Consider the following 23,067-nt stretch of genomic DNA (forward strand, 5'->3'; position numbering starts at 1 on the left):
TGTCCACCGACTTTGTGAACCGCTCTGCATCTTGGTCTCTGTCTCCACGAACTACGGCGATAGGATTTGTGGGTAAGAGACAGGTCTTTAGGCGCGGGTCGAGCGGTAGGCATACTAAACCAACCGCCGTGTACCAGACACCCTGATTTCCCAATCGAAGCGTTTAAGTTGATACAAAGTGTAAACACAGGTATGGAGGACCGCTTCGAAATCAACGGCCACGAAGTCATCACGGGCGAGGTCAAACCTACTGGCAACGGTGCCCACGTCCTCGTCCCCAAAGACTGGCGGGGCGCAGACGTCAAAATCGTCCGCACCAGTCAACCCAACGAAGACTAACACATGGGCCCGCTCACGGAGACCCTCACGCTCAAACTCGTCAACCCCAACACGCACAAGGAGCGCAAACTCCGTGAGACTCGTGACGAATACCAACGCGCACTCCACGGCGCGTTCATCCAAGACTGCGACACGCAATCCCAAGCCAACGACGTCGTCGTCGACTACGATTTATCTGGCTATGCGAAGAACGCGCTGAAACAGTACGTCCCCAACCTCCTCGACGACGACACGTACGGAGCGGAAGAACTCCGTGAAGGAAACCACCCCGTTCGATTCACGAACGAGGGACCAACACTCGACCACAAACCACAGAATGCCATTGAGTGGTATGTGAAAATCCCGCACTACGAGGATTACCACTTGTGGCTCCCCGCGCAACCAAAATCGAATCAACGAGAGTGGCTCGAAGCCTTGTACCATGGGGACGCCGAGATGGGGGAGTGTCAACTTATCGAGCGTGACGGCGAGTGGTATTTCCATGTGAGTGCGACGATGAGCGTTGAGCAGGCCAGTTCGGTGTCTGTTGAGGAGCAGACGCCGATTGGAGTGGATATCGGGGAAGTTGCGTTAGCCACGGTGTGTCACCGGGCTGAGTGCGGCTCCCCGGCCAACCCAACACTCTGGAGCAGTGAAGGCAGAGAAGTTCGACGACTCCGCGAAACCTACTTTAGCGCCGTCAAACGCTTACAAGAACGCGAGAGCGAACGCCTCGCTGAAGAGTACGGCGACGAGTTGTGGGCGCGAATCGACGACATCCTCCACACTGTGTCGAGGGGAATCGTCGAGTACGCCCAGCAGGTTGACAATCCCATACTTGTCATAGAGGATTTGACGCACATCCGTGAGAACATGGATTACGGTCAATTCATGAACCGGCGGTTGCACGGCTGGGCGTTCGCGAAACTCCACGCGCAAATCACGTACAAGGCGAAGGAACACGGTATTCCTGTGGAAATCGTGGACCCCGCGTACACGTCGAAAGAGTGTCACGCGTGTGGCGAGCATGGGTATCGTCTGCAGCAGGCGGTGTTCAAGTGTTCGAATGCGGAGTGTTGGGTTGGCGAGTATCAGGCGGATTTAAACGCCGCACTCAACTTAATCAATCGGTACTACGCCAGTTGTGAGAGCCACGTCCAAACAGATTCGGAGTTTTCATCCAATGAGAAGGAGGTGGCAGTGACATGACTGGCGATGGGGCGTGGTTGACCGCGCCACAAGACACTCACATTGACACGAACTCTAGCATCCGGTGGTTAGGCTCTGCGGGGAGGGAGTGGGTGACGTGTGGGCGTATGCGTCTTGAAACCTTGAACGCGTAACAGCAGTGACGCGGAAATCCCATGGTGGGATTCCACGGCCTTCAGGCCGTGGAGGAGGTCAAGTTGTTGCAGTTCTAGCAGAATCGCTATCGAGAGCGGATAGAACGCCGATTTCATGAGTGTAGGTGAAAGATAACTAACGGTATCCGCGTCCTCGCGAAACCACATGATAGACAGCCTCGTCGTCTTCGCAGTCAGCCTGTTAATCGGCGCTATCGGCATCTACGCCGGTGCACGAGTCATCGTCGACGCCGAAGACTACACGTACGCGGTCGTCACAGCACTGATCGGCGCAATCGTCTGGGGGATCGTCGGCTTCTTCTTCGGCTGGATCCCGCTGCTCGGCCCGCTACTCGTCTTCATCGCCTATCTCGCCGTGATCAATTCACGGTATCCGGGCGGATGGGTCGATGCCGCGGCGATTACCATCGTCGCCTGGCTGTCGGTTCTGGTTGTGCTCTACGTTCTCGCCATCGTCGGTGTCACCGGATTCGACGCCGTCGGCGTCCCGGGTGTCTAAGACAGTTTTCGATCGAAACCCCGTCACACCCCATCGAACGCGGCGGGGACTTCGTGATCGCAACGTCGATATCGGGAGTGCAGTGCCTATCACACCACCACAGCGGCACAAGAGAGCAAGCCGAGAAGCGACATCGAGATCGATTCGTATCGGCCCCACGACCGAAATCAGGGCCCCTCGAGGTATCGTTCGACGTTCCGGGGTCGTCGATCACGCGTCACTGCTGTATCTCATCGCACCCGAGTGTCTGCCTCGAGGCGGGACCGACTCGGTCCTCCAGCAGTCGGGAGGCGACAGCCAGCCGTCGACGGCCAGTCCGAACCCCTCGAGCGGGGACAGTTCGCCCGCAGAACAGCCGACACGGCTGCCGGAGTTCGAGACGGTTTTCGTTCGGCCTGTGCCGCGACGGTTCACGAGGGGACGGCACGGAGACGGGTCTCGAGGTCCTGTCGGTTCTCGGAGTCCCGATCACGCCCGGCCGCCGGCAAAACCCGATCGTTCGTATCCGCGAAACGGAATATTTCGCTCGATTCCAAAGCGGCCGCTTTCCGTCTCCGGAGGCCCGCTGGCTCGTATCGATATCCGTCGTCAATCTCACATACGCATCGAGACGGCGATTCGGTAGCGTACGACGCACATCGCGATCATTGTCCGGGGAACCACGAACGTAGTGTCCCGTGAACTGTCTCAACTCCCGAGACAATCACGAGAGTGATTGATTACCGACTGAATCGGATCGAATCCGAGCTAGTCGTTCCGAACGTCCAACTGCGTTTATTCGACCTCTCGGCCAACGAATCGACGAAGCACTGCTGATATCGCCATCGTCGTCCACGTCCACGGCTGCGACGGGAGCTGTGACGGCGACGGCGGCAATCACGATTACAGTGACCGTAACCACACCCAGAAACGATGCACCCACTCTGTCCCAGGAACTGTTCGTAGTGGCAACGAAACGCCCGTTTCGGCGCTGTAGTGGCCAGTTGAACGTCACACCACTGCGTCGACGGAATGCTGTCACATACGACCGGAGTACCAGCAACGACGAGATACAGGATAATTCCAATAAATGGACGATAAAAAATATTTTGAAGAGCGATCACGACGAAACAGACGGAGAACCGTGAGTGAACAACGCCCACCAAAATCCACATGAGCATCCACGATCTTCCGCCCACGGTGGTCGAGTTCCCGAATACGAGCAGCGCTGTGGCCGCCCTTCTGGACACATCCATACCCATTGCCGCATTCATATCCAGTACCACAGCCATCCGGAGCCAGCCACTCCAGTTGAACTGGAGTCCCCACCTCGCAGCCATGGCCGGTATCCTGGCGCTTGCACTCCTCAGTGGGGTCCTCGTCGTTCGTAACCGACTCGCCGGTCGAAACTCGCTCGTGGCCGATTCGGAGCCACACCACGAGGAGTTCCTCACCGACCGAGAGAAAGTACAACAGCTCGTCCGCGAAAACGGCGGTCGAATGAAGCAGTCGAATATCGTCGACTCCGTCGACTGGTCGAAAGCAAAAGTAAGCCGGTTACTCGCCGAACTCGAGGAGGAAGGGCGAGTCACGAAACTCCGTCTCGGTCGAGAGAACCTGGTCTGTCTGCCGGGCCACGAACCGACGGCCTCGCAATCGCCCGAACAACCGAAAACCGGGTCATAGAGTGATCTCGAATGCCGTTCGGTGAATCGATGTTTTGCTGTTCATCGATCAGTCTGGATTCTACCGACACCACTGAACGGCAGTTTGGATCGAATCGCAGGACGGGAACGATTTGGAACGAGCGCGGTTCGGAACGAACAGAGTGAGTGAGAACCCAGACAGCACAACCGGCGTGCGAATAGTTTCAGTTGGGACCCTGACAGAGACCTGTCTACAATCGTTGTTTTCCCGTTTCGAACGAGCCACTGCTACAGCTGTTAGGAACCGTATTCTTCGATTTCGTGACGAAATGGTTATACTGGTTTATCCGCGACACGCTCGAGTACCCAGTGCCATCCACGGCACTAGACATGAATGCACGCAATCAGCTACTCGTAGTACTCACGGCGTTGATGATGGTGTGCTCGAGCGGGGCGATGGTCGTCGGTGCAGCACCGGCCGCGACCGTCGACGAGCACGACAACGACGACGAGTACGATGCGACTGACGACGCGACGAACGAAACGGCGGACGACGAACCGGACGATACAACAGCGGCTGAAGACGAGGACACGGAGGACGATCCACCCGATGATGCCGATGCTGCCGAGCAAGACGCCTACGTGACCTTCAACGATCAGACGACCGAGGGCGAGACGGTCGTCGTCGATGAGGTGACGATGGCAAGTGGTGGGTTCGTGACGATCCACGACAGCAGCCTGCTCGTGGGTGAGGTCTTCGAGAGCGTCATCGGTACTTCCGAGTATCTCGAAGAGGGGACTCACGAGAACGTTACCGTGAGCCTCGACGAGCCGCTCGAGGAGGATGAGACGCTGATCGCGATGCCACATCGCGATACGAACGATAACCAGGAGTACGACTTCGTCGAAACCGAGGGTGAGGAAGACGGCCCATACCTGACGGCTGAAGACGAACCTGTGACTGACGAAGCCGTGGTTACCCTCGAAGATGCCGAAGAGGAACCTGTTGAGGAAGAGCCCGACGATGCCGAAGCCGATCCAGTTGGGGATCCGATTGAAGAGGAGCCTGAGGAAGAGCCTGAAGAGGTCGAAGAGGAAGACCCAGCTGAGGAACAACCTGAAGAGGTCGAAGAAGAGGAACCTGAAGAAGACCCAGCTGAGGAAGAACCTGAAGAAGTCGAAGAGGAGCCAGTTGAGGAACCAGTCGAGGAGGAACCTGAGGACGTCGAAGAAGAAGAGCCTGCAGCAGTTGAAGACAGGACCTTCGACGTTGTCATCGAACAGGCAACCATCTACGTGTTTATCGGCGAGATGCCAACCGATGAGGACGAGAACGACGTCCACGCAAACGGTGTCGATGCCAACGACGATGACGAAGTCGACGATGCCGAAGCCGATGACGACGCCCTAGACGACGAGAACGGTGTCGACGACACCGAGGTCGACGACCACAACGGTGATGACGCCCCGGACGACGAGAACGATGTTAACGACGGCCACGAGATGGGGGCCCTCGAGTTCGATGACCTTCAGTTCGATGTCACCGTCAATCAGGTGACGATCATCCCGATCGTCGGTGATCACCACGATCACGATGATATGGACGAAATGGAAGGCGCTGAAGAAGCGCCCGACGATGCGGAAGCAGACGATGACGAACACGATGCGGCCCACGATGATGCACACGAGATCGTCATCGAAGAGGTAACCGCCTACGTGTACATCGAGGACATCGACGGACTCTTCGAGGAACCGATGGAGGAGCCTGAAGAGCCTGCAGAACCTGAAGAGCCAGTTGAAGAGGATCCCGTAGAGGAAGAGCCTGAAGAAGTCGAAGAAGAAGAACCTGAAGAAGTCGAGGAGGAAGAGCCTGAAGAAGTCGAAGAAGAAGTGCCCGATCAGATCGAAGAGGAAGAGCCAGCTGATGCGTTCACCGTCGACAACCTCGAGGCACCCGAGTCCGTCGAGGCCGGTGAAACGATCACCGTGTCGGCGACTATCACGAACCCGCACGAGGAGCAGCTCACCGAGACGGTCCAGTTCCGTCTCGACGGTGATCTGATCGACTCCCAGGAGGTAACGCTCGAGAGCGATGAGACGACTGACGTCGAGTTCGAGGTCGAAACGGACGATCTCGAACCCGGCGAGTACATCCACATGGTCCTCACCGAGTTCTCCGGAGAGGTTGCCACACTCGAAATAACGGAAGCAGCGGAAGATCCAGTTGACGACGACACGGATGACGATGCTGACGGCGACGACGACGCTGAGACGCTAATCGGCGTCGCTGGCGCCCACTAACGACGAGAACCGATCCAACGGACAGGGCGTCTTTTTCTCCGATTTCGACGGAATGAGTGGCCACAGCGGCAATTCAACGGGATCCATCCAGCTCGCGGAGCCGTGCTCGAGACAGATGGAGGTTGGTGTACACCCACTCGCACGATAACTGTGCGGTCAGTGTATCTCTCGGTTCAGTTGCGACTAGAGCTGTAACCAACGGGTCGCACCTCGAGGGGGCGAGACGACCTGCCGACCCGACCGAGCTACGGGACGGCCGTTAACTCAACAGCCGGTAGAGGCTACTCGCGGCGACAGCCAGAAACACCAGTACGCTTGAGAGCACCGGATCAATACTCGAGAGCACCGGGATACCGAGGCCGGCGAGCGCGATCACTGCGAGGCCGAGGACGCAGAGAGCCAGATGGAGTTGTAAGACGACCGACCGACCGCTACCGTGGCCGTCGATATACTGCAAAACGTCGTCGTAGTTCGGACCGGGCTGAATCGTCTTCGCATCGGAGTCGTACTCGATGACGGCATCTTCTTGCAGTTGCGGAAGATGTGTCTGTTGCAGCGAGACGTAGACGCTTTTGTAGAGATTGTTCGGGACCGGTGTGGTATCGGACTCGTCAGCGGCGATTTCCGACGCGATATCGGAAACGTCGACCTGTCCGGATTCGGCGGCGAGCAACTGAACGATCGCTCGCCGTCTGTCATTACCGAGGATGTGAAACACTTCACTTTCCTCGAGCGACTCGGAACGATTGGTTTGGACAGACATCGATCAGGAAGAGAGCGCGTTATCGACGGGGAGTCCACCACCTACTACCATGCACAACCCCTGTTCGCAGACCACGAACTTTAACTTTTGCAGACTAAGACCCGTCTGACCGGGAACCATCAGTGCCGGCGCTATGAAAAACGGAGTAGGGTTCGAGTACAGCAGGCGGGATCACAACCCGAAGAACGAGTGACTGACCGGTTCCGATAGTCGGTGCTGATACTGCCGACGATGCTGATACTGCCGACACGTGAAGTCGGCCGTTCTACCGCGGCCATCGCCGTCGCCGTCGCCGCCGGAGACGGAGACGATCCCGATTTCGGGAGTCGGAGTCGGCACGCAGTCGACGAGAGAACGGACGACTACTCGAGGCGGATCCGGAGGGACGATCGTGGTGATCGGTGCTCAATCGTGTCGTTCGGAAACGGAAGACCAGGTGGACCGGCCGCGGGGCGGTGACGAATCTCGGGGAGGACCGCTCACCGAGACGGCAAGCGATTCGTCTCGAGACGTTTCATACTCGAAAAACAGCCGGGTGAGCCGAAGCCGACGAAACAGTTTCAGTCACTCGCCCGGCAGGTGACCGCCGGACTGCATTTCACGGTAGGTCGTACAGCCCGGACAGCCGTGGACGACGTCGCCGTTATCACCGAAGACGCGGGCGAACTGCTGAGTGACGTGTGTCCCGCAGTTTCGACAGCGTGCGCCCGCACTCGACGATTCCATCGGCCTCCAGTCCTGTTGTGTGGATTTCATGGTTGGTAGGGGGTGGTACTCGGACGGGTGACGGACCGACCGGTGGGGTCGGTGTGACGGCTGTCGGCTGTCACGACAGAACGCTCAGCCGCGAGTTCGACAGCACAGATGCCGCATCCGTCCGGGCATCACTCTATCGAGGGGGGTAGATGTGAATAAAGGACGTTGACTGTTCACCAGAGCGGCGGGTGTGAGAAGCGCGAAATACGCAGTTTCCGGCCAGTTACGGGCAGTAGAAGCGCTGAGAGAGCGGACACCAGCAAACCACTACCGGATTCACGACGATGAATTTAGATGTATTGGACTGCATTTGGGCGGCAAACAACGTATTTATCGGATAGGGGGCCGTCGAAAGCCGTCATTTCCCGATCGAAATCAAGAGTTTCGTCGGAGAACGATCTTATTTCGTGAGATAAGGTACATCGTTATAAAATACCACTATCGCTTACCGATTGTCTTGCTGGAATGTAACGGTAGTGCCCAACGGAGGGGTGGAACGTACTACCGCTCGATCTGTGTCGAGCCCTCTCTCACGAGAGCGAACGAAAGCGACCCGTCCCAAACGGGAATCCATGACCATGTCAATGCAAGCGAGTAATACGCGATCGGAATCGACCCCCGACCCGTCTGCCCAGCTCGACGTCCTCGGCGACGAGTGTGCGCGAACGATCCTCGTCGCCACGAGCGAAGGGCCGAAGACGGCAAAGGAACTGACGAAACGAACGGATAGCTCATCGGCGACCGTCTACCGTCGAATCAACAACCTCCTCGAGAGCGATCTGCTCTCGGAGTGCGTCCGATTCGATGACGACGGTTCACACACGACCGCCTACGAGGCGACCATCGATACGCTCCAGGTCCGAATCGGTGCGGAGGGGATCAACGTCTCGGTATCGACGCTCGAGGAATAATCGATACGGCGCGCTCTCACGGATCGTGATGGGGCGTTGTCCCGGTCCCGGTAGGGTAGCCGGTAGCTGATAGCTGGAAGCGAAGAGGTAGCTGATCCCCGAATTGGCCGCCTGCCATCGCCGTGTGAAGAGTGCGTGAAGAATGAATATCAGGTGAACGTCCACGTTAGTTTCTGGAACATATTGTGAAAGGAGTACTAACACTGGTGTATGATACGGATAACAAATATCTACTCAGTGGAATGGTCACTGTGATTGAGCAATGCACGATCTGACCGGCTTCCAGCGGGACCTTCTGTACGTGATCGCAGGCGCTGATCAACCGTCAGGACAGACCGTTAAGGACGAAGTCGAGAAGTATTATAGTTCGGAAATCAATCACGGACGACTCTACCCAAATCTCGATACGCTCGTCAACAAGGAACTGGTTGAGAAAGGGCAACTCGATAGACGAACGAATTACTACGCGATAACGGAGGCTGGTCGAGAACGGATCGACGAGCGCCGCGAGTGGGAAGAGCAGTACGTGAACTTGTAACATCCTTGCGTTGGCTGTCGTAACAGCTGAAACAAGTCACAATACTGAGTACCGACTCGGCTGGCGATCAGCGATGCGGTGACGTGCAGTGGCGACTATCGTTGTCGCCACTCGACCGCTATTCGTCACGGCAGGTTGGCCGTTTTTTGCGTACCGCCAGTAACCGACCCCGGAATCATACCGTCGGGGCGGAAGTGACGTTTCCGACACCTGAAGGTGGGTCAGAAACGCGTACTACAGTCGGCGAACCGCCGGTAACTCGGGCATAACAAAGCAATGGAGAATGTATTGAGTTAACGATTTGAGAATGACATTCGTGTCGCCTCCAGTCAGGTGGAATACTGGCCAGCAACGCCTGGTGTCCGAGCGATGAGTCACGGAACAAATACCCTGACGCGGTTCGGGGCTGTCCGGCAGTACCCGGTCGATCTCGCGGCCGTCTCGATCGGCGCGATACTGGCGTACGGGATCATCACGTCCTTCCAGGAGGGAAGCGTACTACGGCTGTTCGTGACGTTCCCGCTGGCGTTGTTTCTGCCAGGGTACGCGCTCGTCGCCGTGCTGTTTCCGGCGAGCGAACGAAGAGCGCGGGAAACGACGTCGACGGCGATCGAACGACACCCTCGCGGGATCGACGTCGTCGAACGAGTCGGGCTGTCGCTCGTGCTCTCGGTGATGATCATCCCCATGATCGTAATCGCGCTCCCGTTTACAGCGTGGGGACTGTCAACCGTCTCGATCGCGGCGGCACTCGGCGTCGTTACCGTCGTGCTGGCGCAACTCGGCGTTATCCGTCGGCTGCGAACGCCGAACCCGGAACGGTTTACCGTCTCACCGATCGCGTCGCTTACCGGACTTCGACGGGATGAAAGCGCCGTCGCAACGGTTTCGTCGATACTCCTCGTGCTCGCGATCGGGCTGGCAGCCGGCGCGCTTCTCCTCGGATTTCTCGTGCCGATGTCGACGGGCGGGTTCACCGAACTCGCACTGTACGGTGAAGACGATAACGGTGACCTGGTTGCCGGCGAAATCGAAGACGAGATCGAGCCGGGCGAATCGGTCCCGGTCACCGTCTCGATCGAGAACCAGGAAGAGGAGGAGATGGACTACACCGTTATCGTCCAGGAACAGCAACTCGAGGACGGTGCGGTCGTCGAGCGAACCCAGCTAGACGACCTCCAGACGACGCTCTCCGACGGCACGACAGGAACCGGTGACCTGAGTATCACGCCGACTGCAGGCGACGGAGAGACCGTACGGATCAGCGTCCTGCTGTTCGAGGGCGATCCGCCGGCCGAACCGACGAACGAAAACGCCGCGGAAGACACCTACTTCTGGGTGACGATCGAGGAGTAGTCGTCGACGCGGCTCTCTTCTAACGTCGTTCCGTCGCGACGAGACGGTCTGCTGGCGATTCGCGAGTAGCGGCCACCGATGGTCGGTCGTGTTCGGCGACTCCGCACACGATAGGCCTCAACAGCCTGGAAACAGTTCCGTGGGCGTTTCTTGTGGCTCCTTCGAACCCGTTCATCGCGCGCGCCGACGGCGGATCTGTCCCGTTGGCTCCGGACGACCTGTCTCGAGCGAGGCGGTCAGCGGGATCAGTTCTGTGCGCTGTGGGTCCAGGAATCCCTGTACTGTAGGTTCAAATTTTGTATGCTATAGGAGGCTGAACCAGCTGCCGCTGTCGGTCGAGCGACAACTGTCCCTGATCGAGGAGCGAGGGCGATACCGCGACGCGCCGCCGGTGACGGCTTACGCGCCGGACGGGAGACGGACCGACAGCAGAAACTACCGGCGGTCAAAGGCGTCAGAGCGGCTATTATCGACTCGCGAGGCCGAGTGGCAGGTCGAATTCGGGCCGGCGCGAGACGTGCTGTGCGACCGCGACAGCGAGGACGAGCAAACAGAGAGTCAGTGCGATGGCCGGTGCGGCGGTCACCGTCAGGGGACCGACCGAGAGCCACGAGAGAGCGAGTGCGACCACGCCGAGTGACGTCACCGTCGCGTAGAGACGATGCCACGGACGTTGTCCATCGAGTCGATGATCGAGGTACGGATCGAAAATCTCCTCGCTGGGGAGGAGTTCGATGGCGTGATCGTCGGGATCCCAGTCGACGATCCCGTGGTCTTCGAGCATCGGGAGATGGGTCTGGTACAGCGAGATGTAGACCCGCCGACGCTGTGTGCGCGTCACGTCGTCCGGAGCGGTGTCGTTCTCCCAGGCGGCGACCTGTTCGACAAGTGGGGCGAGATCACAGGTGCCACCCTTCCGCTTGAGATACTGCACCGCCAGTCGTCTTCGAGCGTTGCTAAAGACGTCGAACAGTTCGGCTTGAGTCAGTTCGTGTTTAGACATAAGCGTCCTCGCGTTCCCGAATTGGCTCCCGTTCCCGTGTCACGGGTGTGTTCGGATACCTCACATCACTGGATGACAGACTGTGACACTTTACTATCACTCGGCTACCCTTCCGAAAGGGAATTATACCAGTTACCGTTCGTGACTGACTTTGAACCCAATATTTCTGGCGCGAAAACCGGTATGAGCTGCCGAACACGGGGGTAAGAGAACGGTTCACGGGCAGGCCCTTACCCACCCTCCCGTCGGTGGTGTAGTTCGTGACTACAGACCCGTCAGGCCGGGGATAACAAAGCCGTGTTACCGGCTGTATCAGGATGATTGCCCACGCGGGTATCGAGGATCAACGATGCATCAACCACAACAACACTCACGATTTCGAAAGCACGTCACGGACTCGAGTGACGGCCGAGGAGGTGTGTCACGGTGAGTCAGTTCATCGCTGGCGACGACTGCACGGTCGACGACGACGCGACGGTCGGCCACGGCGAGTTCGACGAACCGACGCGAGTCGGCGACGGCGCGACCATCAGGGCCGGTTCGATCGTCTACGGTGACGTGACGATCGGCGACGAGTTCACCACGGGCCACGACGTCCTGGTCAGGGAAGGGACGACGATCGGCGACGACGTCCTCGTCGGGACCAAGACGGTTATCGACGGCCAAACGACGATCGGCTCACACGTCAGCCTGCAAACGAACGTCTACGTCCCGACCGAGACGACCATCGGGAGTAACGTCTTCATCGGCCCGGGCGCGGTGTTGACCAACGACGAGTACCCGATCAGAACGGACAACGGGCTCGAGGGACCGACGATCGAAGAAGGGGCATCGATCGGTGCGAACGCGACCCTGTTGCCGGGCGTTACCGTCGGCGAGAACGCCTTCGTCGCGGCCGGCGCAGTCGTCACCGAGGACATCCCCGCCAACACCCTCGCCGTCGGAACCCCGGCGACGGTTCAGACGTTACCTGACCCCCTCGAGGGAGCGAATAACCTCGCATGACTGACCAGAACACCGACTCCGAGCGGCGCATCGACACCGCCGAAACCGACGGCGGCGTCGCGGAACCAGACCCGTCGAGCGCCGAGCCGACCGACGGCGAGTCGATCGACGACGAATCGACCGACGGAACGGTCTCGATCGCAGCACCCGATATCGGCGCGGACGCCGCCGAGCAGGTCCAATCCGTCCTCGAGAGCGGGATGCTCGCCGACGGGCCGGAAGTCAGGGACTTCGAGTCGGAATTCGGCGCCTACTGCGGGACCGACCGGGCCGTCGCGACGTCGAACGGGACGACCGCGTTGCACGCCGCCCTCGAGGGTGTCGGACTCGAAGACGGGGACGCGGTCATCACGTCCCCGTTCTCGTTCGTCGCGAGCGCGAACGCGATCAGGCTCGCCGGCGGCAAACCGGTCTTCGCCGACGTCGATCTCGAGACGTACACGCTCGATCCGGCCGACGTCGAGCGAGTGCTCGCGGAGCGAGACGACATCGTCGGTCTGATGCCGGTCCATCTCTACGGGCTGGCGGCCGATATGGACTGGTTGAGTGAACTCGCCGAGGAACACGATCTGTTCGTCGTCGAAGACGCCTGTCAGGCCCACGGGGCGACGATCGACGGCAAGCGAGTCGGGAGCTTCGGCGACGCCGGCTGCTTCTCGTTCTATCCGACCAAGAACATGACCACCGGCGAGGGCGGGATCGTCACCACCGATCGCGACGACGTCGCCGATCGGGCCGCCGGCTTCGTCAATCACGGCCGGGACGTCGGGTCCGGCGGCAGCTACGAACACATCGACCTCGGTCACAACTACCGAATGACGAGTATGGCCGGGGCTATCGGGCGATCACAGCTCGAACGGCTTCCCGAGTTCAACCGGGCCCGTCGGGAAAACGCAGCCTACTACGACGAGCAGTTGGCCGATCTCCCCCTCGAGACGCCGACCGAACCGGACGGCTACCGGCACGTGTACCATCAGTACACGATTCGGACCGACGACCGAGACGCACTCGCGGCAACGCTCGACGAACACGGCGTCGATACCGGCATCTACTACGAGACGCCGATCCACCACCAGCCGGCGTACGAAACGGTGAGTACGGCGGCGGCGACGCTACCGAACGCAGAACGGGCCGCCGAGACCGTTCTCTCTCTTCCCGTTCATCCGGCCCTCTCAGAGCGCGACCGACGCACCGTCGTCGAAGCAGTCCGCGATCATTTCCACTCTCAATGAACCGAACACTCTCTTCACGACCGATTCGAGCCGGCGTCATCGGCGTCGGGACGATGGGTGAAAACCACGCGCGCGTGTATAGCGAACTCCCCGGGGTCGAACTGACTTGCGTTACCGACCACGACGAGGACGTCGCACAGCGGGTTGCAGACGCCTACGAGACCGACGCCGTCTCCCCCGAGACCGTCCGCGATCGCTGTGACGTCGTTACCGTCGCCGTTCCGACGCCGGTACACTACGACGTGGTCTCGGACTGTCTGAACGCAGGCGTCCACGTCCTCGTCGAGAAGCCGATCGCCGAAACGATCGAACAGGGACGAGCCCTGGCCGAACTGGCTCGAGACAACGGAGTCGTCTTGCAGGTCGGCCACATCGAACGGTTCAACCCGGCCGTCCAGACCGTCTCCGACCTGATCGAGGACCTGGACGTCATCAGCCTTGAAGCCGAGCGTCTCGGGCCGCCGACCGACAGGGAGGCGCTGGGGAACGTCATCTTCGATCTGATGGTCCACGATATCGACGTCGTCGGCTCGATACTGGGCGACCAGCCGGACACCGTGACCGCGATGGGAGCCGACGGCGGACAGTACGCTACCGCGACGATGCAGTACGACGACATCGTCGCCTCGCTCACGGCGAGTCGTGTGACCCAGAAGAAAGTCCGGAAACTCACCGTCACCGCTCGCGAGTGCCTCGTCGAGGTGGATTACCTGGAGCAGTCCGTCCTGATCCACCGGGATTCGTATCCGGAGTACCTCACGGACGACGGCAAGCGACGATACCGCCACGAGAGCGTCGTCGAGCGGCCGCGAGTCGACAACGGCGAACCGCTTCGGCACGAACTCGAGGCGTTCGTCGAAGCCGTCCGAACCGACTCGGAGCCGGTCGTCACCGCCGAAGACGGCATCGAGGCCCTCGAGACGGTCCAACTGGTCGACTCGCTCGTCGGCGACGAAAAGCAAAAACGGGAGGTGGAAGCCCGATGACCGCCGAGACGAGCCGCGACCCGGCTGATTGTGAGGCGACCGACGGTCTCTACGACTCGAGCGCCTCTCCGGACCGCCAGCGCGAACTGCTGACGGCCGGCGAGCTTCCGGTCGCCGTCTACGGCCTCGGCAAGATGGGGCTCCCGCTCGCGGGCGTCTACGCAGAGACGACCGGGAACGTCACCGGCGTCGACATCGATCCCGACGTGGTCGAGACGATCAACGGCGGCGAGAGCCACGTCGTCGGCGAGCCGGGACTCGACGATCTCGTCGCCGAACAGGTCGACGCCGGCCGACTCGAGGCGACGACCGACGGACCCGAAGCGGCCGCGAACGCGCGGATCCACGTCGTCATCGTGCCGACGCTGCTGGACGACGACGGCGAGCCGAATCTGGCGACCGTCGAGTCGGTGATCGACGATATCGCGGCCGGACTCGCGCCGGGCGATCTGGTCATCGCCGAGTCGACGCTCCCGCCGGGGACCTGTCGGGACGTTCTCCAGCCGCACCTGGCACAGGAAAGCGGCCTCGCGGCCGACGCCTTCGGGCTCGCGTTCTGCCCGGAGCGAACGTCCTCGGGGACCGCGCTGCGGGACATCCGCGGCCAGTATCCGAAGGTCGTCGGCGGCATCGACGACGAGAGCACGCGAGCCGCGTCCGTCGTGTACGACGAGCTTTCGGACAACGAGGTGCATCCGGTCTCGGACGCGACGACCGCGGAGTCGGTCAAGGTGTTCGAGGGCGTCTACCGCGACGTCAACATCGGACTGGCCAACGAACTGGGCCGGCTCGCGGACGAACTCGGCATTTCGGTCCGCGAGGCAATCGACACGGCGAACGACCTGCCGATGTGCCAGTTGCACGATCCCGGACCGGGCGTCGGGGGCCACTGTATCCCCTACTACCCGCACTTCCTGCTCTCGCAGAACGAGGAGCCGATGGACCTCACGCGGACCGCCCGCCGGGTCAACGACGAGATGCCGTCGGTCGTCATCGACCGCCTCGAGCGGGAGTTGTCGGCGGCCGACAGCACGGACGGTTCCGGCGTTGATACCACCAGCGCCAGCGCCGGTACCACCGACCTCGCCGACACCTCGGTCGTCGTCCTCGGCGTCACCTACCGACCCGGCGTCGAGGAAACGCGTGCCTCCCCCGCGATCGATATCATCGAGGAACTGAACGACGCCGGTGCCGACGTTGCCGGCGTCGACCCGCTCGTCGATCCGGCGGCCTACGGCGCTCGAGCGGTCGAGATCGACGACCTTGCCGGTGAATCGTTTGACGCCGCCGTGCTCGTCACGCCCCACGAGTCGTTCGACGCGATTCCGTGGGCCGACCTCGAGCCGATGGTCGTCGTCGACGGTCGAGACGCGGTCGATCTTTCGGAGACGTCACACCGAGAGTACACACTCGGCGGCTCGGCAGATGGTCGGTCGCCGGCGGGGGACGACGGAGACGGCGGAGACGACGGAACGGACACGGCCACAGCCGAAGAGCGGTCACTGGCCCCCGATGGCGGAAACGAGACGAGTGACCGACCGACCGAGTCCGAGACTGAGCGGAAGAAAAGCGGCGGCGACAGCAGCGGAGGAAACTATGTATAAGGGAAAGCAGATCGGCGTCGTCGTCACGGCCTACAACGAGGAAGCGTTCATCGGAAGTGTGATCGAAACGGTGCCCGATTTCGTCGACCGAATCTACGCCGTCGACGACGCATCACCGGACAACAGCTGGGAGGCGATCCAGCAAGTCGCGTCCCGGATCAACGAAACCGTCGAACGCGAGCCCGAACTCGCCGTCACCGACGGCGGCGACGGACGACGGGTCGTTCCGATCCAACACGAAGAAAATCGCGGCTACGGCGCAGCGGTCAAGACGGGATACAAACACGCCGCCGACGACGAGATGGACGTCGTCGCCGTCATGAACGGTGACGGCCAGATGGACCCCGATATCCTCCATCGAATCATCGACCCGGTCGTCGAAGGCGAAGCCGACTACGCGAAGGGGAACCGACTCCTCCGCCCCGAAGACCGGAACGGAATGTCGGCGTTCCGATTCGTCGGGAACGCGATGCTCACCGGCCTCTCGAAGTTCGCCTCGGGGTACTGGACGGTCGGCGACCCACAGAACGGCTACACCGCCATCTCGCGGGAGACGATCGAAACCCTCGACCTCGAGTCGATCACCGACAAGTATGGCTTTCTCAACCATCTCCTGACCCACCTCAACGTCAACGAGCGCCGCGTCGCGGACGTTTCGATGTCGGCCGTCTACGGCGACGAGGAGAGCAGCATCCGGTACGTACCGTTCGTCCGGTTCGTCTCGCTCCTGTTGCTCCGCAGTTTCCTCTGGCGGCTGAAAACTCGGTACGTGGTCGCGGAGTTTCACCCGAACGTCGTCTTCTACGGGGCCGGCACCGCCGGCCTCATCGGCGGCAGTGCTGGACTCGGCGCCTCGGTCGTCCGTACCCTTCGCGGGAAGGACGGATTCACCGGGGCGATCGCGTCGTTCGTGGCCCTCGTGGTCGGAACGGTCGCACTCGGAATCGCGATCTGGCTCGACGCCGACGAGAACGAGGATCTCGAAGTGACCAAATACGAGTACAGCGGCGTCGAATCCGACGGCGACCGAGAACTCGAGCAGCCTCAGTCGATCGAGTAACGCACGATGTCGTCCCCGTCACAGGCCGGGCAGCGGCTCGTGTCGGCCGAAACGTTCGTTCCGCAGTTTCGGCACTCGTAGACGACCGTCGCCGATCCTTCGTTCTCGCCACAGCCCTGTGTCGTCGCTGCCGATTCGGTCCCTGACTCTGCGTCAGCAAACAGGCCAGAGAGGAGGCGAGAGAGGCTCATAGAATGCAGCTACCTGCCTTTTGTTGTGATTCAATGATAAGTGTTTCGTGATCGGTCATGTAGTGCGATATGCGAGAGACAGTTTGTGTCCCGTATCAAACGCTTACGCGGCTGTTTGGATGATCTCTCGTACAGAATGGTGACGAGCCGTATCGGTGCAGGTCATAGTAGCCACTGCTACGCGGTCCGCTGCACCGAGTTCAGGTGTAGGCGGCTATGATTGTACCGATACTGACAGACAGGAGACCGTACGAACCGATTCGCACACCGATCGAAACGGACCCCTGCGAACGGCTGTACAGTAACGTTCAGTACGACGATATTCATCGGTCGTACTCGAGCAAAATGTTGCGGACAAGCCATCAAGAGAATATATTTCACTATGTCCTACCATTATATCAGTGAGAAGGCTTATGCTGGTATACTCGGCTCCATCCACAGTATGGAACGAACGAATGCGACGGTCGATGCCGACGTAACGGACGAGGCTGAACGACAGGCTACAGCAGAGAGAGGCGCTCGAGGCCGTTCACCGGCTGCTACGGAGACGCCGACCGCGACGGTCGCAGCGACGAGAACCAATCGGGAAGACGCCGGTGACGGCCTCCCGAACACGCTAACGATCATCGGTCACGGCAGTCCCTCGAGTTTCGAACTCACCGTCGACGGCGAGATCGAACTGCTCGAAGAGAATTGCACCGAAGACACGACGACGGTGTCGGGATCGGCCGTCGAAGGAACGGTCGAAACCGGAACGGTTCGGTTCCGGTTCGCCGGCGACCTCACCGACGTCACGTTCGTCGACCGCGAAATTACGGGCCTGTCGCCGGCCACGGCGCCGAACGTTCACGTCGACTACGCTGCGCCCGAGCGCTCACGGTCATAGCGGGCCGATACGGTGGCAGCGGGCGGGATAGCGACCAACAGAATCTTGTGGAGTGACGGCCTTCGACCGCACGAAGTTACCGTAGGCAGACGAGAGGATACACCATGGACGAAGGGATACCGAACGACGGCGACAGCGGCGAGGGAAGGGACACCGATTCTGATGCCGAGGCCGGTACCGGTACCGATAACGGTGCCGACGACAACTGGGACGTCCCCGCCGAGTGGATGACACCCGTAGACGACGACATTCTCGAACTGATGCGGTCAGACGACATCTTTACGCCCGACCACATCGCCGAGGAAGACGTCTGTCGCGCACCGGATGCGGCCTACCGGTGTCGGGAACTCACCAAGTATGGCCTGCTGGAAAAGCTCGCGATGGGGATGTACGATATTACCGACCTGGGCGAACAGTTTCTGGAGGGCGACGTCGATCCGAGCGAACTCGAGCCCGACGAGTAGCCGAGCCGAGATCAGTCGCGATCGACGGCGTTCGGAACGTGTGTTTCGAGGACGGCGACGAGCTCGTCACCGCCGACGAACCCGTCGGCGACGCGGACACGTTCGTCGCCGTCCTCGAACAGTAACAGCGTCGGTACCGAGTCGATATCGAACCGATCGACGAGCGGGATATCGTCGCCGGGATTTACCAACCCGACGGAGATTCCCGTCGCCCGAGCGACATTCCCCAACACCGGCTCCATCGCCTGACACTTGGAGCAGCCGCTGGTATAGAACTCCACGAGTGCGACGTCGTGACGCTCGAGGAAGGCGTCAAGGTCGTCGCCGTCCGCGAGTCGGGTCGGTTTTGGCGTCCCGTCCATACCGTTCGTAGCCGCTGCAAACTGAAACCGATACCGTCCAGGACCGGAGGTCACGATTCGGTTCGTTGAACGGAATTCGCGCCGCTCCACTCACCGAAATTCGTCTGAATCGTTCCGATAAACCGGGCCGCAAACCGATCGATCGGCGGCCGAGAGATGATGGAGATACCCCGACGATCGACCCAATTCTCGACGGGAGAGACCGCGCTGTTTCGCTCGTAATAGTTCGTATACTCCGGTGGAGAGAATACAAAGATAGCGGGTGGCTTTATAATCTGACGACGCACAAACAGACGATGACTCGGCCCGCACCTTCCTCCGATGAGCGTACGCCCGCGCGTCGAAAATCGACGCTGTTCTGCTTCGACTGTGACCACGAGAGCCCCGTCGACGGCGAGTGGGAGTATCGAACGCGGGATCGGTACGTCGAAGTCGTCTGTCCCGTCTGTGAGACGACGATCACAAAACGTCCGCTCCCCGACGAACCCAGGCGTGAGCGAGCGACGGCACGGCCCTCGGTCACCTGGCGGCGAGCGATTCGCACCACGATACAGGTCTGGCGAACGAGCGTCGGGATCGGACTCTCGAGCATCGCAGCGCTGACTATCTCCCACTCGGCCGGATACGGACAATAATAGCGGTACGCTCACCGTCAGAGCCAGCTCGATTATCGACATTTGGCTCATCGAACACGGCTAAACGTCTCCAAACCCGATCTGATCAGCCGATGGACCATACGATCAACCAGTTTTCAGTGCTATTTTTCAGATGTTGTTGTTCACAGCACACCATACACCCTTATCTAATAGACGTTTGTCCAGCTATCTCCACCTGTAGAGATATTCGCCCACAACAGTAGAGCTTTAATAGTAGAATTCAATGTATTAGCCGAGAGAAGATGACAAGCGGAAATCTAACGACCGCGGAAGAAGACGTACTGGACGAAATCGACGAGAAAGATATCGACTTCCTCCGGTTGCAGTTTACCGACATTCTGGGGACGGTGAAAAACGTCTCAGTGCCGGCCCGTCAGGCCGAGAAGGCGTTCACCGACGGCATCTACTTCGACGGCTCCTCGATCGAGGGCTTCGTCCGCATTCAGGAATCGGACATGCGTCTGGTTCCGGATCCAGACACGTTCGCCGTGCTCCCCTGGAAACAGAGCGAGGACGGCGGTTCCGCCCGAATGATCTGTGACGTCTACGACACCTCCACGGGCGAACCGTTCGAAGGCGATCCGCGCTACGTGCTCAAAAACGCCCTCGAGCGAGCCAACGACATGGGCTACGAGGTCAACTTCGCGCCCGAACCGGAGTTCTTCATGTTCCAGGAAGACGAGGACGGTCGGGCGACGACCGACACCGCCGACCACGGCGGCTACTTCGACCTCGCACCGAAAGACCTCGCGAGCGACGTTCGCCGCGACATCATCTTCGGCCTCGAGGACATGGGCTTCGAGATCGAAGCCAGCCACCACGAGGTCGCTCGCGGCCAGTACGAGATCAACTTCGAGTACGACGACGCGCTCGCGACGGCCGACAACGTCGCGACGTTCCGGACGGTCGTCCGTGCGATTGCCGCCGAACACGACCTGCACGCGACGTTCATGCCCAAGCCGATTCCAAAGATCAACGGCTCGGGGATGCACACCCACATGTCGCTGATGACCGAAAGCGGCGAGAACGCCTTCCACGACGCGGACGACGAGTTCAACCTCAGCGACGAAGCGCACTCGTACCTCGCCGGGATCCTCGAGCACGCGCCGGCGATCACGGCCGTCGCGAACCCGACGGTCAACAGCTACAAGCGCCTGGTGCCGGGCTACGAAGCACCCGTCTACGTGGCATGGTCCGACCGCAACCGCTCGGCGCTCGTCCGCAAGCCGGCCGCTCGCGTCCCGGCCGCCTCGCGTATCGAACTGCGCTCGCCCGACCCGTCGTGTAACCCGTACCTCGCGTTCGCCGTCATGATCCACGCCGGTCTCGACGGCATCGAGCGTGATCTCGACTGTCCCGAGCCGGTTCGTGAGAACATCTACGAGTTCGACGAAGCCAAGCGCGAGGAGTACGGCATCGACACGCTCCCGTCGAACCTTGGCGAAGCCGTCGACGCCCTCGAGGACGACGAAGTCGTCTACAGCGCACTCGGCGAGCACATCGGGCCGAAGTTCGTCGAAGCCAAAGAACAGGAGTTCGAGGAGTATCTCGTCGACGTCTCCGACTGGGAACTCGATCGGTACCTCGAGACGTTCTAAGGGGTCGACAACAACTCGACAGACCTCCGCTTGTTTTGCTGAGCAGCGTAGTATGAGCTGCTAGCTGCGGGGATCGGAACGAAGAGAGTTGGAGAGATATCGGCAGCAACGTGGGACGAGGGGGCAGGAGCTCCCCACTTTGCACGAGAGTTGACAACCGAACTTTAGGTGAGTCAAAGTAGAAAGGACTCAATATACTGTGCTACCGGACCAAATTCATGAAATGGTGGTGGGGGTCAGTGGTAGAAGTGGCAGCTTCTATTCAGATTTCATAGATTTTCTGAAATGAGGAGGCATCACTCAGTATGTTAGATTTCTTGACCTCCTAAACGACTAAAACCGTGATTTTCGACTGGTCTACCGTATGAACGATCCACCAACGATCCTACGGGTCCGGTCGTTCACTACTGATTCTCTGGAAATCAATGTCGGCGAATCGAGCCGTATCTTTGAGAACCTCAACGGCGATCTCAGTATCGACTTGTAACTGATACTCCCATGCTGGACCACCTATCGAGCCCGCAGTCACTTTTTCGCCGTCTGCAATACCTTGCATATCGAGTTCACGGAGGTGATCTTTGAACCGTCGCTGACCAAGTTTATCGGCATCAATCGTCGAGGCAATACTCTTGTACACACCATAGATCGGCGTGGCTCGGACAGGAGCATCGCCAGAGAGTTCCAGTGCAGTGAGGGCTGCAAGTGCGAGATGAGCCTGCGTCGTCATCTCACGCATTGCCTCGACGATAGTTTCTCGCTCCACAAGCGCCTGCGCTTCGCGAGCATGAGCCGAACTAACCTGCTCTTCATCGTCTTTATCCGCCAGTTCACCAGCCTTTCGAAGGTATTTAATCGCCTGACGAGCGTCTCCCGTATCTTGCGCCGAAAGCGCAGCGATAAGCGGGATCACATCATCAGCTAGAACATTACTTCGGGAGAGGTACTCTTGATCTGACCTGTTGGTCTCAATAGGATCGTCCTTCTGATTCGGATGGTTAGCCACCTCGTCAATTGGGATAAGTTCAGTGTCGCAGAATGCTTTGGCTGCTCGACGACGGAGTATCTGTTGAAGCTGTGTTGCATCATACGGCGAGAAGAGGACGGAATCATCGTAAAGTGAACTTTTGTCTTTCGGACTGAGATTATCCCGCCACTGGAGATCGTTACTAATACCGATTATACTGGGGTAAACGTGGTCTTCAACATAATCTTGTGCTCGAGCACGAGAGAGGCTATAAAGAATCCGATCATCGTCACCGAGTGTGTCAATTTCATCGAGAACAATGATGATCGTCCCGCCGATTTCATTCATTGCTTCGAACATCATATCCATCACAACATCAGTTGCATACCCCGTTGGTCGGCTATTTTCGGTGAGTTCCTGATAAATACGAGACGCTGCTTTGTAGGACGTAGAAAGATCGTGTGATTCACAAGAGACATAACAGGTAGTGAGGTTGAGATGGTCAGATTCTTGATCAGCATGTTTCCGAAGTTCACAGAGTTTCAGTACTTCACAAAGCCGTTAGTTGAGAAGTCCGCTTGTTGAGTTGTGTCCAGCAATCAGCAACAAGCGGACAGTGAAATCC

At 59.6% G+C, this 23,067-nt stretch carries 22 protein-coding genes and 1 pseudogene; 17 read left to right on the plus strand and 6 right to left on the minus strand.

Annotated elements, in window-relative coordinates; genetic code table 11:
* The first annotated feature begins 192 nt into the window (after positions 1 to 192).
* From GS429_RS03220 to GS429_RS03240, 5 genes and pseudogenes are all read left to right on the plus strand, one after another.
* A complete protein-coding gene (locus tag GS429_RS03220; RefSeq protein WP_160062660.1) occupies positions 193 to 339 on the plus strand; it encodes a DUF2080 family transposase-associated protein in 147 nt (48 codons plus the stop codon).
* A gap of 3 nt (positions 340 to 342) precedes the next feature.
* Positions 343 to 1,661 (plus strand): annotated as a pseudogene (locus GS429_RS03225) (RNA-guided endonuclease InsQ/TnpB family protein).
* Positions 1,662 to 1,827: 166 nt separating this feature from the next.
* The gene (locus tag GS429_RS03230) at positions 1,828 to 2,181 is read left to right on the plus strand and encodes a hypothetical protein (RefSeq protein ID WP_160062664.1); all 354 of its coding nucleotides are present in this window, start codon (positions 1,828 to 1,830) and stop codon (positions 2,179 to 2,181) included.
* Positions 2,182 to 3,333: 1,152 nt separating this feature from the next.
* Entirely contained in the window at positions 3,334 to 3,846 is a 513-nt protein-coding gene (locus tag GS429_RS03235) for a helix-turn-helix transcriptional regulator (RefSeq protein ID WP_160062666.1), read from the plus strand.
* Positions 3,847 to 4,196: 350 nt separating this feature from the next.
* A complete protein-coding gene (locus GS429_RS03240; RefSeq protein ID WP_160062668.1) occupies positions 4,197 to 6,107 on the plus strand; it encodes a DUF7282 domain-containing protein in 1,911 nt (636 codons plus the stop codon).
* Positions 6,108 to 6,366: 259 nt separating this feature from the next.
* On the opposite strand, the gene GS429_RS03245 is transcribed toward GS429_RS03240, so the two are convergent.
* The gene (locus tag GS429_RS03245) at positions 6,367 to 6,870 is read right to left on the minus strand and encodes a DUF7344 domain-containing protein (protein WP_160062670.1); all 504 of its coding nucleotides are present in this window, start codon (positions 6,868 to 6,870) and stop codon (positions 6,367 to 6,369) included.
* Positions 6,871 to 7,434: 564 nt separating this feature from the next.
* The gene (locus GS429_RS21710; protein ID WP_425438175.1) at positions 7,435 to 7,596 is read right to left on the minus strand and encodes a DUF7563 family protein; all 162 of its coding nucleotides are present in this window, start codon (positions 7,594 to 7,596) and stop codon (positions 7,435 to 7,437) included.
* A 608-nt stretch (positions 7,597 to 8,204) separates the two neighbouring features.
* Between GS429_RS21710 and GS429_RS03250 the strand changes: the two genes are divergently transcribed.
* The 3 genes from GS429_RS03250 to GS429_RS03260 all read left to right on the plus strand — a co-directional run bounded on the left by GS429_RS03250 (position 8,205) and on the right by GS429_RS03260 (position 10,431).
* The gene (locus GS429_RS03250) at positions 8,205 to 8,537 is read left to right on the plus strand and encodes a winged helix-turn-helix domain-containing protein (RefSeq protein ID WP_160062698.1); all 333 of its coding nucleotides are present in this window, start codon (positions 8,205 to 8,207) and stop codon (positions 8,535 to 8,537) included.
* Between the two features lie 262 nt (positions 8,538 to 8,799).
* A complete protein-coding gene (locus GS429_RS03255; RefSeq protein ID WP_160062672.1) occupies positions 8,800 to 9,075 on the plus strand; it encodes a PadR family transcriptional regulator in 276 nt (91 codons plus the stop codon).
* A 369-nt stretch (positions 9,076 to 9,444) separates the two neighbouring features.
* Entirely contained in the window at positions 9,445 to 10,431 is a 987-nt protein-coding gene (locus tag GS429_RS03260; RefSeq protein ID WP_160062674.1) for a DUF1616 domain-containing protein, read from the plus strand.
* Between the two features lie 466 nt (positions 10,432 to 10,897).
* Here the strand turns inward: GS429_RS03260 and GS429_RS03265 are convergent, their stop codons facing one another.
* A complete protein-coding gene (locus GS429_RS03265) occupies positions 10,898 to 11,434 on the minus strand; it encodes a DUF7344 domain-containing protein (protein ID WP_160062676.1) in 537 nt (178 codons plus the stop codon).
* Positions 11,435 to 11,860: 426 nt separating this feature from the next.
* On the opposite strand from GS429_RS03265, the gene GS429_RS03270 reads away from it, so the two are divergent.
* The 5 genes from GS429_RS03270 to GS429_RS03290 are packed head-to-tail and all read left to right on the plus strand — an operon-like array spanning position 11,861 to position 17,321.
* Positions 11,861 to 12,439 carry an acyltransferase gene (locus GS429_RS03270; protein WP_328821217.1) on the plus strand — a complete coding sequence of 193 codons (579 nt, stop codon included), beginning with the start codon at positions 11,861 to 11,863 and terminating at the stop codon, positions 12,437 to 12,439.
* Entirely contained in the window at positions 12,436 to 13,671 is a 1,236-nt protein-coding gene (locus tag GS429_RS03275) for a DegT/DnrJ/EryC1/StrS family aminotransferase (RefSeq protein WP_160062678.1), read from the plus strand. The genes GS429_RS03270 and GS429_RS03275 overlap by 4 nt, the downstream gene beginning before the upstream one ends.
* The gene (locus GS429_RS03280; RefSeq protein WP_160062680.1) at positions 13,668 to 14,657 is read left to right on the plus strand and encodes a Gfo/Idh/MocA family protein; all 990 of its coding nucleotides are present in this window, start codon (positions 13,668 to 13,670) and stop codon (positions 14,655 to 14,657) included. The genes GS429_RS03275 and GS429_RS03280 overlap by 4 nt, the downstream gene beginning before the upstream one ends.
* Positions 14,654 to 16,261: a nucleotide sugar dehydrogenase gene (locus tag GS429_RS03285; RefSeq protein ID WP_160062682.1), complete on the plus strand. Its 1,608-nt coding sequence runs from the start codon at positions 14,654 to 14,656 to the stop codon at positions 16,259 to 16,261. Before GS429_RS03280 ends, GS429_RS03285 begins: the two co-directional genes overlap by 4 nt.
* Positions 16,254 to 17,321, plus strand: a complete 1,068-nt coding sequence (locus tag GS429_RS03290) for a glycosyltransferase family 2 protein (protein ID WP_160062684.1) — start codon at positions 16,254 to 16,256, stop codon at positions 17,319 to 17,321. Before GS429_RS03285 ends, GS429_RS03290 begins: the two co-directional genes overlap by 8 nt.
* Here the strand turns inward: GS429_RS03290 and GS429_RS03295 are convergent.
* Positions 17,306 to 17,512, minus strand: coding sequence for a hypothetical protein (locus GS429_RS03295; protein ID WP_160062686.1), 207 nt, complete (start codon positions 17,510 to 17,512; stop codon positions 17,306 to 17,308). The genes GS429_RS03290 and GS429_RS03295 overlap by 16 nt on opposite strands.
* A gap of 442 nt (positions 17,513 to 17,954) precedes the next feature.
* Here GS429_RS03295 and GS429_RS03300 point away from each other — a divergent pair, with 442 nt between their 5' ends.
* Positions 17,955 to 18,398 carry a hypothetical protein gene (locus GS429_RS03300; protein ID WP_160062688.1) on the plus strand — a complete coding sequence of 148 codons (444 nt, stop codon included), beginning with the start codon at positions 17,955 to 17,957 and terminating at the stop codon, positions 18,396 to 18,398.
* Positions 18,399 to 18,502: 104 nt separating this feature from the next.
* Positions 18,503 to 18,862, plus strand: a complete 360-nt coding sequence (locus GS429_RS03305) for a hypothetical protein (protein ID WP_235920724.1) — start codon at positions 18,503 to 18,505, stop codon at positions 18,860 to 18,862.
* A gap of 11 nt (positions 18,863 to 18,873) precedes the next feature.
* On the opposite strand, the gene GS429_RS03310 is transcribed toward GS429_RS03305, so the two are convergent.
* Entirely contained in the window at positions 18,874 to 19,224 is a 351-nt protein-coding gene (locus GS429_RS03310) for a thioredoxin family protein (RefSeq protein WP_160062690.1), read from the minus strand.
* Between the two features lie 296 nt (positions 19,225 to 19,520).
* Here GS429_RS03310 and GS429_RS03315 point away from each other — a divergent pair, with 296 nt between their 5' ends.
* Entirely contained in the window at positions 19,521 to 19,859 is a 339-nt protein-coding gene (locus tag GS429_RS03315; protein WP_160062692.1) for a DUF8106 domain-containing protein, read from the plus strand.
* 263 nt (positions 19,860 to 20,122) lie between these two features.
* Positions 20,123 to 21,478: a type I glutamate--ammonia ligase gene (gene glnA / locus GS429_RS03320; protein WP_160062694.1), complete on the plus strand. Its 1,356-nt coding sequence runs from the start codon at positions 20,123 to 20,125 to the stop codon at positions 21,476 to 21,478.
* A 385-nt stretch (positions 21,479 to 21,863) separates the two neighbouring features.
* On the opposite strand, the gene GS429_RS03325 is transcribed toward glnA, so the two are convergent.
* On the minus strand, positions 21,864 to 22,805 hold the full coding sequence (locus GS429_RS03325; protein ID WP_201293950.1) for a Cdc6/Cdc18 family protein: 942 nt from the start codon (positions 22,803 to 22,805) through the stop codon (positions 21,864 to 21,866).
* Between the last annotated feature and the right edge of the window lie 262 nt (positions 22,806 to 23,067).

Source organism: Natronorubrum halalkaliphilum, from assembly GCF_009834785.1.
Classification (GTDB): domain Archaea; phylum Halobacteriota; class Halobacteria; order Halobacteriales; family Natrialbaceae; genus Natronorubrum; species Natronorubrum halalkaliphilum.